This window comes from Vibrio rhizosphaerae, from assembly GCF_024347095.1.
GTDB lineage: Bacteria > Pseudomonadota > Gammaproteobacteria > Enterobacterales > Vibrionaceae > Vibrio > Vibrio rhizosphaerae.
Genome location: NZ_AP024903.1, coordinates 3,071,638 through 3,085,050, shown reverse-complemented (window position 1 = coordinate 3,085,050; position 13,413 = coordinate 3,071,638). Strand labels below are relative to the sequence as shown.

At 42.0% G+C, this 13,413-nt stretch carries 9 protein-coding genes, 1 tRNA gene and 1 rRNA gene; 7 read left to right on the top strand and 4 right to left on the bottom strand.

Features of this window, described 5'->3' with window-relative positions; all coding sequences use genetic code 11:
• Positions 1–52 precede the first annotated feature (52 nt).
• The 3 genes from rrf (at position 53) to OCV37_RS13450 (ending at position 1,964) form a co-directional block, all read left to right on the top strand.
• A 5S ribosomal RNA gene (gene rrf / locus OCV37_RS13460) occupies positions 53–168 on the top strand.
• A gap of 163 nt (positions 169–331) precedes the next feature.
• Positions 332–408, top strand: a tRNA-Asp gene (locus OCV37_RS13455).
• 617 nt (positions 409–1,025) lie between these two features.
• The gene (locus OCV37_RS13450) at positions 1,026–1,964 is read left to right on the top strand and encodes a phospholipase A (RefSeq protein ID WP_211252106.1); all 939 of its coding nucleotides are present in this window, start codon (positions 1,026–1,028) and stop codon (positions 1,962–1,964) included.
• A gap of 68 nt (positions 1,965–2,032) precedes the next feature.
• Here the strand turns inward: OCV37_RS13450 and OCV37_RS13445 are convergent, their stop codons facing one another.
• Entirely contained in the window at positions 2,033–3,349 is a 1,317-nt protein-coding gene (locus tag OCV37_RS13445; RefSeq protein WP_038185824.1) for a cation:proton antiporter, read from the bottom strand.
• A gap of 191 nt (positions 3,350–3,540) precedes the next feature.
• On the opposite strand from OCV37_RS13445, the gene metH reads away from it, so the two are divergent.
• Positions 3,541–7,215, top strand: a complete 3,675-nt coding sequence (metH, locus tag OCV37_RS13440; RefSeq protein ID WP_038185821.1) for a methionine synthase — start codon at positions 3,541–3,543, stop codon at positions 7,213–7,215.
• Positions 7,216–7,320: 105 nt separating this feature from the next.
• The gene (locus OCV37_RS13435) at positions 7,321–7,938 is read left to right on the top strand and encodes a TetR/AcrR family transcriptional regulator (RefSeq protein WP_051680889.1); all 618 of its coding nucleotides are present in this window, start codon (positions 7,321–7,323) and stop codon (positions 7,936–7,938) included.
• 50 nt (positions 7,939–7,988) lie between these two features.
• Here OCV37_RS13435 and OCV37_RS13430 read toward each other — a convergent pair whose 3' ends face one another.
• Positions 7,989–9,239 (bottom strand): MFS transporter, encoded by a 1,251-nt coding sequence (locus OCV37_RS13430; protein WP_084717547.1) that lies wholly within the window; start codon positions 9,237–9,239, stop codon positions 7,989–7,991.
• A 65-nt stretch (positions 9,240–9,304) separates the two neighbouring features.
• Entirely contained in the window at positions 9,305–10,465 is a 1,161-nt protein-coding gene (locus tag OCV37_RS13425) for a Glu/Leu/Phe/Val family dehydrogenase (RefSeq protein ID WP_038185814.1), read from the bottom strand.
• 267 nt (positions 10,466–10,732) lie between these two features.
• Between OCV37_RS13425 and OCV37_RS13420 the strand changes: the two genes are divergently transcribed.
• Positions 10,733–11,740, top strand: coding sequence for a C-terminal binding protein (locus OCV37_RS13420; RefSeq protein WP_038185812.1), 1,008 nt, complete (start codon positions 10,733–10,735; stop codon positions 11,738–11,740).
• A gap of 145 nt (positions 11,741–11,885) precedes the next feature.
• Here OCV37_RS13420 and OCV37_RS13415 read toward each other — a convergent pair whose 3' ends face one another.
• A complete protein-coding gene (locus OCV37_RS13415) occupies positions 11,886–12,410 on the bottom strand; it encodes a single-stranded DNA-binding protein (protein WP_038185809.1) in 525 nt (174 codons plus the stop codon).
• 272 nt (positions 12,411–12,682) lie between these two features.
• Here OCV37_RS13415 and OCV37_RS13410 point away from each other — a divergent pair, with 272 nt between their 5' ends.
• Entirely contained in the window at positions 12,683–13,330 is a 648-nt protein-coding gene (locus tag OCV37_RS13410; protein ID WP_038185867.1) for a response regulator transcription factor, read from the top strand.
• The last annotated feature ends 83 nt before the right edge of the window (positions 13,331–13,413 follow it).

The window sequence follows — 13,413 nt, the reverse complement described above, 5'->3', positions numbered from 1 at the left end:
CAAATTGATTGTGTAGAGAACAGAAAGACGGCTTTCCGAATTGAAGAATTTGCTTGGCGACCATAGCGTTTTGGACCCACCTGATTCCATGCCGAACTCAGTCGTGAAACGAAACAGCGCCGATGGTAGTGTGGGGTTTCCCCATGTGAGAGTAGGACATCGCCAGGCTTTATTTGTTTATCTTGGTTTTTGTTTGCATCTTTTGATGCCTGCGATACTCACATACTGATGTATGCTGCGTTTCTCAGCTCAAAATCTGCTGCACACTTCCCAAGATAACCTAAATAAAGCGGTTGATTATAAGACTTTATTTAGAGAAAAATACCTCAGTGGAGCGGTAGTTCAGTTGGTTAGAATACCGGCCTGTCACGCCGGGGGTCGCGGGTTCGAGTCCCGTCCGCTCCGCCACTTGTTTAAGACCTCAGCAGTAATGCTGGGGTTTTTTCGTATCTGGCGGTGAGATATATCATTATTGTGATTGGCCGGTCAGGTGGCACGGTCGTTCAGTGGGTTGGCTTTCGTTTTAAAAGAGGCGGTCTGCCACGCTGCCGTGAGGCCATCGTGGGTTCGAGTCCCGTCCGTTTATCCGTTTAGCAATGGCCACTTGTTTAAGACCTCAGCAGCGATGCTGGGGTTTTGTCGTTTCTGGCGGTGAGATATATCATCATTGTGATTGGCCGGTCAGGTGGTACGGTCGTTCAGTGGGTGGTTTTGTTTTTAAAAGAGTCGGTCTGTCACGCTGCCGTGAGGCCATCGCGGGTTCGAGTCCCGTCCGCTCCGCCACTTGTTTAAGACCTCAGCAGCGATGCTGGGGTTTTTTTGTATCTGGCGGTGAGATATATCATTATTGTGATTGGCAGGTCAGGTGGTACGGTCGTTCAGTGGGTGGTTTTGTTTTTAAAAGAGGCGGTCTGCCACGTTGGAATCTGTTCAGTTTCTTGCAAATGCAATTGAGCTTAACGGTATTGTTTTATTGTTAAATAATGTTAGTTTATTTGTTGATTTGGCTGGAGAGATAATGATTCATGGCAAAAATGTATGGCTGTTTTAAATATTCATTTCTGATGTCTTTAGGGCTTGGTGGTTATTGTCACGCCCTTCAAGCCGCAGAAGAGCAAGATAATGTGAGTGATGAGTCTTTAATCGAGCAAAGGGTAGCTGAAGAAAAATCCGTAGAGAATAAAGAGTTTGTCATTATTCCACATAAAGAAAACTACATACTCCCTATCACATATAACCCACATCCGAATAGTGCCCCTTTTTCAGATGTCGATACCTTTAATCATCAGCCTCTGGATAAATATGAGGCTAAATTTCAGATTAGTTTTAAAATGCCGATATCCAGTCACCTCATTGGTGATACGGGGGACCTTTATTTTGCGTACACCAATCAATCTTGGTGGCAAGTTTATAATCGGGGTAGTTCATCACCATTTCGTGAAATCGTTCATGAGCCAGAACTCTTTATGCAGTTTGATAATGACTGGAAGATTGGTAATTTGACCAACTCTTTATGGTTATTCGGGATTAATCATCAGTCTAATGGTCAATCAGGATCGTTATCAAGAAGTTGGAATCGAGTGTATGGTCAGATGGTATTTGATGATGGAGGTCCGCTGGCTTTGAGCTTAAAAGCATGGTGGCGGATTCCTGAGCGGGATAAGACTTCTCCCACGGATACATCAGGAGATGATAATCCAGATATCCGGCATTATATGGGTAACTTTGAATTGGTTTCTCTGTATGGTGTCGGTCAACATCGGTTTACTCTACTCTTACGAGATAATTTGGAGAAAGATAATCGCGGTGCATTACGTTTGAGTTGGAGTTATCCCATATTAAAAGAAGCGAATAACCTAAGATTTTATATGCAATACTTTAATGGTTATGGTGAAAGTTTGGTGGATTACAATGTCCATACTCAGCGTATCGGGATCGGCATTGCACTGAATGATCTGCTGTAATGGCTGTCTTTAAATCTCTATTTCATTTTTAAGATGGTTCACGTTTGTGAACCATCTTTTTTAATCGATTAAGCTTGATTTTCCTCAGCTTGAGCAGCTTCTTCTATTTCCTTATCGAGTTCTGCCTTTTTGGCTTTTTCAACCATTGGAGTAATGGTTGAGCCCTGAACCAAAATTGAGAACACAACAACGGCGTAAGTCATGACCAGAATAATTTCTTTCACATCAATCAGCTTTTCTGGAATGATCAGGACGCCGGATGGAATGGAGAGTGCCATCGCTAAGGCTAATCCACCACGAAGCCCGCCCCAAGTTAGTATTCTGATAGACCACTGATTGTACTGACGGTAGCGTTTGAAGCCGATATAGGATACATAAACACTCAAATAACGAGCTAACAGTACCAATGGGATAGCAATCGCCATCATGATCCAGTCTTCTTCGTGGAATTCAAACAGAAGCATCGACATCCCGATTAAAAGGAAAAGCACGCCGTTAAGGAACTCATCAACCAGCTCCCAGAAATGATCCAAATGCTCTTCACTTTCTTTGGAAAAGCCTATAAAGCGTGTCCAGTTGCCGATCATAATACCTGATACAACCATGGCTAGAGGGCCGGAGACATGAAGGATCTCAGCGAATGCATAGCCGGCTGTGGGAATACCAATCGTAAGTAACAACTCCATCGAATGGTCATCGGTGGCGCTGATCAGATAATGAAAGATAATTCCCAGAACAAAACCATAGGCAATCCCCCCAATCGCTTCTTGCATAAACAATTGGGAAACACTAATGATAGTCGGTGGCTCTGAACCAAAAGCAATGGTAAAGATAGTCACGAAAATGACTAAGCCGAAGCCATCATTAAATAAGGATTCGCCTTCAATTTGAGTTGATATTCTTTTCGGAGCATTGAGTTTTTTGACAATGGCGAGTACGGCGATAGGGTCAGTCGGAGAAATCAGAGCACCGAACAGTAAACAGTAAACTAGATCAAACTGAATACCAATCAATTGACAAATACCGTATAAAGCGAAGCCGATAAAGAAAGTCGAGAAAAGTGTGGCACCAAGAGCAAGTACAGTGATCTCCCATTTTTGGTCTCTTAAGTTCGGCAGCTTGATTCCAAGACCTCCGGCAAAAAGGAGAAAGCCTAAAATTCCTTTGAGAAGAAAATTTTCAAAGTTGATACTACTCATGGTTGTTGCCGCAATTTGCGTCAAATGGAACCAATTATTCTGACCAGCAATTAAGATCAGTAAAGAAAGCAGCATTGAGCCAGCAGTAATGGCGATAGTTGTTTGCATCCTGCTTATTTTACTGTTTAAAAAAGCAATCAACATTGCAGCAGCAGCAAGAAAGCATAGTGTATGGTAGACCGACATGTTTTTCTCTTCACATCTTGAAAACGGAGTTTGAAATTTTCCTTTGATGTCGGACAAATAGCAATCACTTTTTCTGGTAATGCGGTGATCTCTTTTCGGGATGAAATGTTCTATTATATAACCGTATGGACGTCTAGATTTCTAGTGATTGTGTGGTAGGATGAACAAAAAGTAAGGGATAGGGCAGTCGCGTGAGTCGTATAAAGCATCAGATAGCAGAACAGCTTCAAAAACGTATTTTATTGATCGATGGTGGCATGGGCACCATGATTCAGGGATACAACTTACAAGAAGAGGATTATCGCGGTGAACGTTTTGCTGATTGGCACTGCGATGTGAAAGGGAATAACGATCTGCTGGTATTGACTCAACCCGATTTAATTAAAGAAATTCATTCGAGTTATCTTGAAGCGGGTGCTGATATCCTTGAAACCAATACATTTAATGCAACCGCGATCGCCATGGCTGACTATGATATGCAGTCATACAGTGAAGCGATAAATTTTGCGGCCGCTCAGCTTGCCAGAGAAGTTGCCGATCAATGGACCGCTAAAACACCGGAGCGCCCTCGTTATGTCGCCGGTGTACTCGGCCCGACCAATCGAACATGTTCTATTTCTCCTGACGTCAATGATCCGGGCTTTCGTAATGTGACGTTTGATGGCTTGGTCAATGCTTATTCTGAATCGACACGCGCTTTGATTAAGGGCGGTGTTGATCTGATCATGCTGGAGACGATCTTTGATACGTTAAATGCTAAAGCCTGTGCTTTTGCCGTTGAGAGCGTGTTTGATGAATTAAATATAACTTTGCCTGTTATGATCTCCGGGACCATTACCGATGCCTCAGGCCGAACCCTGTCCGGCCAGACCACTGAAGCTTTTTATAACTCATTGCGCCATGTGCAGCCCTTATCGTTTGGGTTGAATTGTGCACTCGGTCCCGACGAATTGCGTCCTTACGTTGCAGAACTGTCTCGTATTTCTGAATCTTATGTCTCTGCTCACCCCAACGCTGGATTGCCCAATGCTTTCGGTGAATATGATCTGTCTCCTGAAGAAATGGCTGAACATATCGGTGAATGGGCCCGGGCTGGTTTTCTTAACATAGTCGGCGGCTGTTGTGGAACGACCCCCGAGCATATCCGCCATATCGCTTTAGCGGTAGATGGCGTGCAACCCCGTGCTTTACCGAAGATCCCTGTCGCATGTCGCCTGTCGGGATTAGAGCCTCTCCTGATCGAGAAGGAAACCTTGTTTGTCAATGTGGGCGAGCGGACTAATGTAACCGGCTCTGCCCGGTTTAAACGACTGATTAAAGAAGAGCTGTACGATGAAGCTCTGGATGTGGCGCGACAGCAAGTTGAGAATGGTGCCCAGATTATTGATATCAATATGGATGAAGGCATGCTCGATGCCGAAGCCTGTATGGTCCGTTTTTTAAATTTGTGTGCTTCAGAGCCTGAGATTTCCAAAGTGCCGGTTATGGTTGACTCCTCAAAATGGGAAGTCATCGAAGCTGGTCTAAAATGTATTCAAGGTAAAGGGATTGTGAACTCTATTTCCTTGAAAGAAGGAAAAGAGAAGTTTGTTCATCAGGCTAAATTGATTCGTCGTTATGGTGCTGCCGTTGTGGTCATGGCATTTGATGAAGTCGGGCAAGCGGATACCCGTGAACGGAAAATTGAAATTTGTACCAAGGCTTACCGGATACTGGTTGATGAGGTCGGTTTCCCGCCGGAAGATATTATTTTTGACCCCAATATTTTTGCGGTGGCAACCGGGATTGACGAGCATAACAACTATGCGGTTGATTTTATCAACGCTGTCGGGGATATCAAAAGAGAGCTACCTTATGCGATGGTTTCCGGTGGCGTATCCAACGTTTCTTTCTCATTCCGCGGCAATAACTATGTGCGGGAAGCCATTCATGCTGTATTCCTTTATCACTGTTTTAAGAATGGGATGGATATGGGGATCGTCAATGCCGGGCAGCTCGAGATCTATGACAATGTTCCTGAAAAGCTACGGAATGCGGTTGAAGATGTCGTCCTTAACCGCAGAGACGATAGTACGGAGCGTTTACTGGAAATTGCAGAAGCGTATCGAGAAAATGCGGTGGGCAAAGCGGAAGATGCATCGGCATTAGAGTGGCGGACATGGCCGGTCTCTAAGCGTCTTGAGCATGCATTAGTCAAAGGGATTACTGAGTTCATTACTGAAGATACAGAAGAAGCAAGACAACAGGCATCAAAGCCATTAGAGGTCATCGAAGGCCCACTCATGGATGGTATGAATGTCGTTGGTGATTTGTTTGGCGAAGGGAAAATGTTTCTTCCTCAGGTGGTTAAATCGGCACGGGTGATGAAACAGGCGGTTGCTTATCTTGAACCCTATATCAATGCGGAGAAACAAGCCGGAAGTACCAATGGGAAAATATTACTGGCAACCGTCAAGGGCGACGTGCACGATATCGGCAAGAATATTGTTGGTGTCGTGCTGCAGTGTAACAACTACGAAATCATCGATCTCGGGGTGATGGTTCCTTGTGAGCAGATACTCAAAGTTGCCAAAGAAAAACAGGTTGACATTGTTGGTTTATCAGGATTAATTACCCCGTCTTTAGATGAGATGGTTCATGTTGCCAAAGAGATGGAACGTCAGGGATTTGAGCTGCCGCTATTGATTGGCGGTGCCACCACATCGAAGGCACATACTGCGGTTAAAATCGAGCAAAACTATCATCAGCCGGTGGTTTATGTAAACAATGCTTCCCGGGCTGTGGGGGTTTGTACCTCTCTGCTATCGGATGAATTACGGCCGGCATTTGTCGAGAAGCTGAATATTGATTATGAACGGACCCGGGAACAACATGCCCGAAAAACGCCCCGGACTCGCCCGATCACATTAGAAGAAGCGCAAGCAAACCGTGTTGCGATTGATTGGGATCATTACACCCCGCCCGTTCCCCTGCAAAGTGGGGTTCATGTCTTTGATGATTTTGATATTGCTACACTGCGTCGATATATCGACTGGACACCTTTTTTCATGACTTGGTCACTGATGGGGAAATATCCGGCGATTCTGGATCATGAAGAGGTCGGTGAAGAAGCGCGCCGTCTGTTTAAAGATGCCAATGAATTTCTGGATCGTGTCGAGCGTGAAGGCCTGATGAAAGCCCGGGGAATTTGTGCATTGTTCCCGGCAGCGAGTGTCGGGGATGATATTGAAGTTTATCGGGATGAATCGCGTCAGGAAGTCACGCACCGGTTACACCACTTACGACAGCAAACCCAAAAGCCAAAAGGGTATAACTATTGTCTGTCTGACTACATTGCACCAAAGAGTTGTGGAAAAAAAGACTGGATCGGTGCTTTTGCGGTGACTGGTGGTATTGGTGAACGAGAACTTGCTGATGCGTATAAAGCGCAAGGGGATGATTACAATGCCATCATGGTTCAGGCCGTTGCCGACCGTTTGGCAGAAGCCTTTGCCGAATATCTCCATGAACGGGTTCGTAAAGAGATTTGGGGATATGCAGCGGATGAGCGTTTGACCAATGATGATCTCATTCGGGAAAAATATCAGGGTATCAGGCCAGCTCCCGGTTATCCTGCTTGTCCGGAACATACGGAAAAAGCCACCATCTGGGACATGCTCCAAGTCGAAGAAAAGATCGGGATGTCTTTGACAACCAGTTATGCAATGTGGCCCGGTGCCTCTGTATCCGGTTGGTATTTCTCTCATCCTGATTCGCGGTATTTCGCTGTGGCAGGGATTCAGGAAGATCAACTGCTGAGTTATGCGCAACGAAAAGGCTGGGGGCGTGAAGAAGCCGAAAAATGGCTGGCTCCGAATATGGAGTAGTTGTTTAGGTCATTACAACCTTATTTAGAGTATTATGCTCAATTCAGTGGCTAGGTTTGAAATTGCAAAAGAATTCTCTTTTATATAATGAATAAGACCTAATATATGCAACAAAAGAAATTTGAACGTTATGAAGCAGATGAACGGAAAAGTTCACTGATCAAAAGTACGTTGAGCTGCTTGAAGTCAGATGGTTATGCTGGACTATCTGTCCGCAAAATCACACGTGAAGCCAATGTATCACAAGGAATGATCAACCATCATTTTGGCTCTATCGATGCACTTGTTATTCATGCTTACGACACGATTTCGAATGAATTTTTTGAGCAAACAAATGCTCTCCTTGATTCTCACGAAGGGAGCGCATCAGAAAAACTCACAATTTTCTTTCGCTCATATATCTCTGAAGATAACTTAGACCCTGATTTAATGAAGGCATGGTTAGTCTTTTGGAGTTTAATCCGAAACTCCTCAGATATGGCTAATACATATGAATATGTTAATGATAAAGTTGAGACGTTATTAAATGGTTTGCTACTCGATATTAGTCGGGAAGAAGGTCTTGATATAACGGATGTATCTTTAGCATCTCAGAGTCTCATCGCATTATTAGATGGTGTTTGGGTCAGAACTTGTTTATCTCAAAAATGTTTACCACCAGAAAATACAATGAAGATTTTTATGAAATGGTTAGATGCATATAAACTGGGAGTCTTCTCATAAAAGAAAGCCATCCTATATGGAATGGATGGCTTTCTTGACTCACTTTTAAATTATGCGCTAACGAGGCTTTTTGCAACGAGTTGATTTCTTTTAATAAGAACGCCAGCTAAGATTAATCCTAACAAAGACATTCCTCCCAAAAAGCTAAATATCATGCTGTAGCCACTATTACCGTAAGTATCAAGCCAGTGACCAAACATCGTTGAAAGGAACAGGTCCGGCGTATAACCGATAATTGAAGCAATACCAATCGCTGTACCGGCAACTTTCATTGGTATTCCTGCCTCACGAACAATAGAGAAAACGAGACCGTAAAGCATAAGACCAAAAGCGCCGGGGAGAAGTGTATAAATACTAATCGAGAATGCACTCATTGTTGCAGGTAAAAACATGACGCCAATGAATGTACCGGCGAGCAGTGCAAATAAAACAACAAAAAGTTTAGATGTTGAGTTAAATACTTTGTCAGCTAAGTACCCACCGAAAGGAGCAATTAAGTAGAATAAGTAGCTTCTGATGATAGAGAATACGCCTGAATCTTCTACTGATATACCAACAACATTTGTAAGATATGGATTGAAGTAAGTCGTACTACTGAAAATGGAATAACCAGTAAAAACAATAATAGAAAAACACCACAGCATTGGGTCTTTTAATAATTCTTTTACGTGAGAAAAATTAATTTTGTCGTCGCTTGATGTTTGATGCATTTCATCAGATTTATCCTTGAGTACGACAAACACCAATACTCCTGACAACAGAATACACCCTGACATGACAATGACTGCGTAAAAGAGGCTTTGTTTTGGATCTAGACCAAATGATGCCGCTTTCAAGGCTAATCCATTGATTGCCGCACCAGCCAAGCCATTGCCTGCATAATAGAGACCATATAGCCTGGCTTGTTCAGTACTATCACCAACCATACTTATCGCTTTTAATAGTGATGTCCAAAAGACAAATGCAGTTGTAATCGCAAACAAGAACCAGATAACCAAAGCCATGCTGTATGACATCGTGTAGGCGTAAATTCCGCCTAGAATTGCAGTTCCAAACAGTGAATAACTAATGGCCTTTCTGGGTGATATTCTGTCGGTCAGAATTCCGCCTGGAATATAAGTTAACATGCCGCCCAAAGCATACATTGTAATTAGAAAACCCGATTGCATATTATTGATATTCATGACTGCTATCTGTGTATCGTAAAATACATATTTCAGATAGGGGAGGGTGTAAATGGCCCCTCCTGCAAGTGATAAGACTAGAATCGTAAAATATTTATACAGCTTATTATTCATCATTATTCTCAATCATCCATGTTAAGAAATATTGAAAGCCTAATTTAAATGGTATTACAGGTCATGATTCAACGAACCACTGGAATATCAGGGAAAGTTGATGGTTCCGGCCTAAATAACTCTTTAGCGACTTCTCGGGTTGTTTTGCCACTCGTCAGAGCTTTTTCAAACACTTTACGTGTCTGACGTCTAATGATGCTCATGGTGTCTTCAGCAATTGCTTCTGGTTCTGGTTTCACCAGACCGAATACGACGACTTCATAAATGCGGATTCCCCCCATATTGGTAATGAAATCAACACATATATCTACGCCCTTTTCAGCAAGAATCTTATCTGCCTCTGGCGTGACAGGGATATTTGCCGCCTCAACAATCAACGATGCTTTGACTTTATGTGCATTATCTTTATTGATCACATCTTCCAAAGCAGCGGGAACGAGAATGTCGCAGTCAATATCAAGCCATTCAACGTTATCGTGAATACGATATGAAGGTTCAAAACTATCCGGATTAAGCTCTCCTTTAGGTTTACGAGTCTTAATGAGTTCTTTGACATTCAGTCCATTTTCACAAGTCACCAAGCAGTTCGCATCCGCAATACCAACTACTTTATAACCCCAATTATCGAGACAATTCGCCATGCTGGCACCTGCACAACCAAAGCCTTGTAACACAACCCGACTACCTTCCGGCACCTTACCTTTTAGCTTCCATGCTTCGTCTAGCGCTGCTGCACTACCATAACCCGTGATCATGTCGTACATTAAGAAACCATCGTATTTCATAGAACAAACATCATCATGGTCTTTGATGCGCTGCTGTTGTAATGGGTCACGACGCATAGCTTGTGTTTGCGGAAGTCCAATACCAATTTCATCTAGAATTTCTAGTACATCGTTATAATCTACACCGAGGTCGCCACCAATAGACACGCCACTGTTGATGTATGGACTCATTGCCTTAAGGTATCGTCTCAGTACTTCTTTTGCATCAGGCGCTTTATAGTCATAAGCGATGCCGCCCTTACACCCGCCCGTCGTCAAAGATTCACAAGCTTTGTATTTGTAACCCATGGCCGTCGCTAATCGCACTACTTCTTCTGCGGTAACCGTGGGGTGCATCCGCGTGCCACCGCCACAATAATTATTGACGAAGTTATATGCACAGAGCCATCCTTTTGCATCCGTTTCTGTGTCATTCCATTCTACTAAAATATACGGCTTACTCATTTAATATATCCCTATTTATAATTAAACAATAACTAATCAAGTGATAAAGTTTTATTAAGCCTACTACGCTATTATACGATCGTTCAATAATATTTTTGATTATTTTAATAATAATTTAAAGTATGGTTAATTTGGTGCATTGAACCATTTTGGGGCACCTAAATAGGGCGATTTAAATAAAATTATTTTTCTTGATGAAGGGGTTGTACGATCGTATAGTTGTTTGTATCAGTAACGATTAATACTATGAAATGGTGAGGGCTAGTTTTGAAAATTGTCATATCCGATTATAAAGCATCACTTAATTTTGATACCAGTTTTGCTGTTAATTATTTAAAAGGCAGGCTAGGAGATGATATAGAAGTTATTGTTTATGAATATAATGGAGATAAAAATGAGTTAATTGACATATTAAAAGATGCAGATGCATTGATAACGGGTTATTTAGAAATTAATCGGGACATTGTGCAAAGCCTGAATGACCTGAAAATTATTTCCATAATGGCTACGGGGTTCAATTTTATTGATATTCAACAAGCGAGTCATTCACGTATAGGTGTTGCGGTTAACCAAGAATATTGTACTCAAGAGGTATCAGAGCATGTTATGTCATTATTACTGGCATTAAATAGAAAGTTAAAACACTATACAAATGATGTAGATAGGAAAGGTATTTTTGATTATGGAACCACGAATAATCTAATCCGATTAGATGGCTCAACATTAGGTATTTTTGGTCTGGGAAAAATTGGTCGCTCTGTTGCGAAAAAAGCACAAGCTTTCGGAATTAAGGTGATTGCATATGATCCCTTTATTTCTGAGGCGTTGGCGAATGAATGCAATGTAAAATTATTGCCAATTGATGAAGTGTTATCGAATGCCGACAATATTAGTATTAATATGTTACAAACGGATGAAAATATAGGTTTTTTTGATCTGGAAAAATTTAAAAAAATGTCCAAAAACCCATATATTATTAATGTGTCAAGAGGGACATTAATTAATGAGGATGATTTAGTTGAAGCGCTAGACAAAGAATTAATAAAAGGGGCTGGTCTTGATGTTTTAGTCTCTGAATCACCGGTTCTAGACGATCATCCATTGGTTCAACGTGATAATGTCATTATAACCCCACATAGTGCATTTTATTCGGATACATCGATTATTGAATGCCAGAGAATCGCCTGTGATAATGTGATTCATTATTTGAATAGGAATTTTGATAAAATGTTCAGGCTTATCAATGGTCCATTTTTACATGAAAATAATTATTGAATTTAATGCGTTATATTTATACGCACTATCAGGTCGTTTTACTTGATTTTATTTCAATATTCTCGAATCCATATTGATTTTTAAGTCAATAAAAAAGCCGCTCAAGGCGGCCTTTCTTTTTCAATATTGCAATATATGTCTTTCGTTAGAACGGAATGTCATCATCGAAATCCATAGGTGGCTCATTGTACTGTGGCTGTGGTGACGATTGTTGCTGAGGCTGATGAGCTGCTTGGGACTGAGGCTGTTGCGGTTGTCCCCAACCACTATTTTGTTGTTGAGACTGCATTCCGGACTGAGCCTGACCACCAGAGCCTTGACGACCACCCAGCATTTGCATTACACCGTTAAACCCTTGAACGACGACTTCGGTTGTATAACGCTCCTGACCACTTTGATCTTGCCATTTGCGCGTTTGTAGCTGCCCTTCAATGTATACCTGAGAACCTTTGCGTAGGTATTCTCCTGCAACTTCTGCCAATTTTCCGAACAGGGCAACACGATGCCACTCGGTTTTTTCTCTTTGTTCACCTGTTGTCTTATCGCGCCATGTTTCCGACGTCGCAATAGTGATGTTCGCAACTGCACCGCCACTTGGCATATAACGAACTTCAGGATCACTTCCAAGGTTCCCAACTAATATAACTTTGTTTACTCCACGGCTTGCCATGCTTTGCTCCGTCATCTCATGATGTATCTATTCAGCGCATAGGATACCACGCTTGATAAAGGTCTCAACTCCCTTACTGAATTCTGATCGCAATTCATCAAAAAGTCTCGGAAATCACACCATTTTTTTCAATACCACTCGATTTTTTTAAAACTGATAGACTTCATATTTTCAATACTATAAGAAGTTATACGATAAACAATTGATTGAATTAGAAGAGTTTTTTTCGTTCTGGCATGTTGTTCGATATTCCATCAGACATCGATAAACCTATGAAAAGACCAAATTACAGCCGAATGCTTTATATCCTTTATCCGGATGATCAGGAACCTGCAACGTTCTACGATGAAATCGAAATTGCACTAGGACAGATACTGCCGAAAATTCAACCCCGGCAATTTATGCTGTCTCATCAGGCTGATCGGCACAAAATACTCTTGTTTGATTATCAACAAAAAGAAGTCTTGCTATCTCGTTTGAATATGCACAATGAACTGGATTTATGCCTCGAAACCGTTGTGATCAATGTTGAGAAACGCCCGAGAACAGAAGAACTGCTCCAGTTAGGTAATCTGAAGGGACTCTTTTATCGTAGTGATCCGATTGAACTGATCATTGCTGCGCTGCGTGAGATCCGAGAAGGACAAATCTATTTACCGCGACATATTTGTGGTCAGCTTCTTCATTACTACCGACATCTTTTTAACAATAAGAATATTAGTGCTGCGATATCTCTGACCTCCAGAGAGTTGGAGATCCTACGCTGTCTTAAAACAGGTGCCACGAATACACAAATCGCAGATAACCTGTTTATTAGTGAGTTCACAGTCAAGTCACATCTGTATCAGATTTTTAAGAAAATTTCAGTGAAAAATCGAACTCAAGCCACAACATGGGCAAGACAAAATCTAGTCTCATAAATGAGTCAGTAGTATGATTTGACCGTATCTTTTCAATCCCAAATCACCTTGCAATGTAAGTCGTGGTACAGTGAATGAAGTTG

Excerpts from the sequence above, each read along its gene's own strand:
- OCV37_RS13450 (WP_211252106.1), top strand. The coding sequence starts at position 1,026 with ATGGCAAAAATGTATGGCTGTTTTAAATATTCATTTCTGATGTCTTTA.
- OCV37_RS13445 (WP_038185824.1), bottom strand. The coding sequence starts at position 3,349 with ATGTCGGTCTACCATACACTATGCTTTCTTGCTGCTGCTGCAATGTTG.
- OCV37_RS13435 (WP_051680889.1), top strand. The coding sequence starts at position 7,321 with ATGCAACAAAAGAAATTTGAACGTTATGAAGCAGATGAACGGAAAAGT.
- OCV37_RS13430 (WP_084717547.1), bottom strand. The coding sequence starts at position 9,239 with ATGATGAATAATAAGCTGTATAAATATTTTACGATTCTAGTCTTATCA.
- OCV37_RS13425 (WP_038185814.1), bottom strand. The coding sequence starts at position 10,465 with ATGAGTAAGCCGTATATTTTAGTAGAATGGAATGACACAGAAACGGAT.
- OCV37_RS13415 (WP_038185809.1), bottom strand. The coding sequence starts at position 12,410 with ATGGCAAGCCGTGGAGTAAACAAAGTTATATTAGTTGGGAACCTTGGA.
- OCV37_RS13410 (WP_038185867.1), top strand. The coding sequence starts at position 12,683 with ATGAAAAGACCAAATTACAGCCGAATGCTTTATATCCTTTATCCGGAT.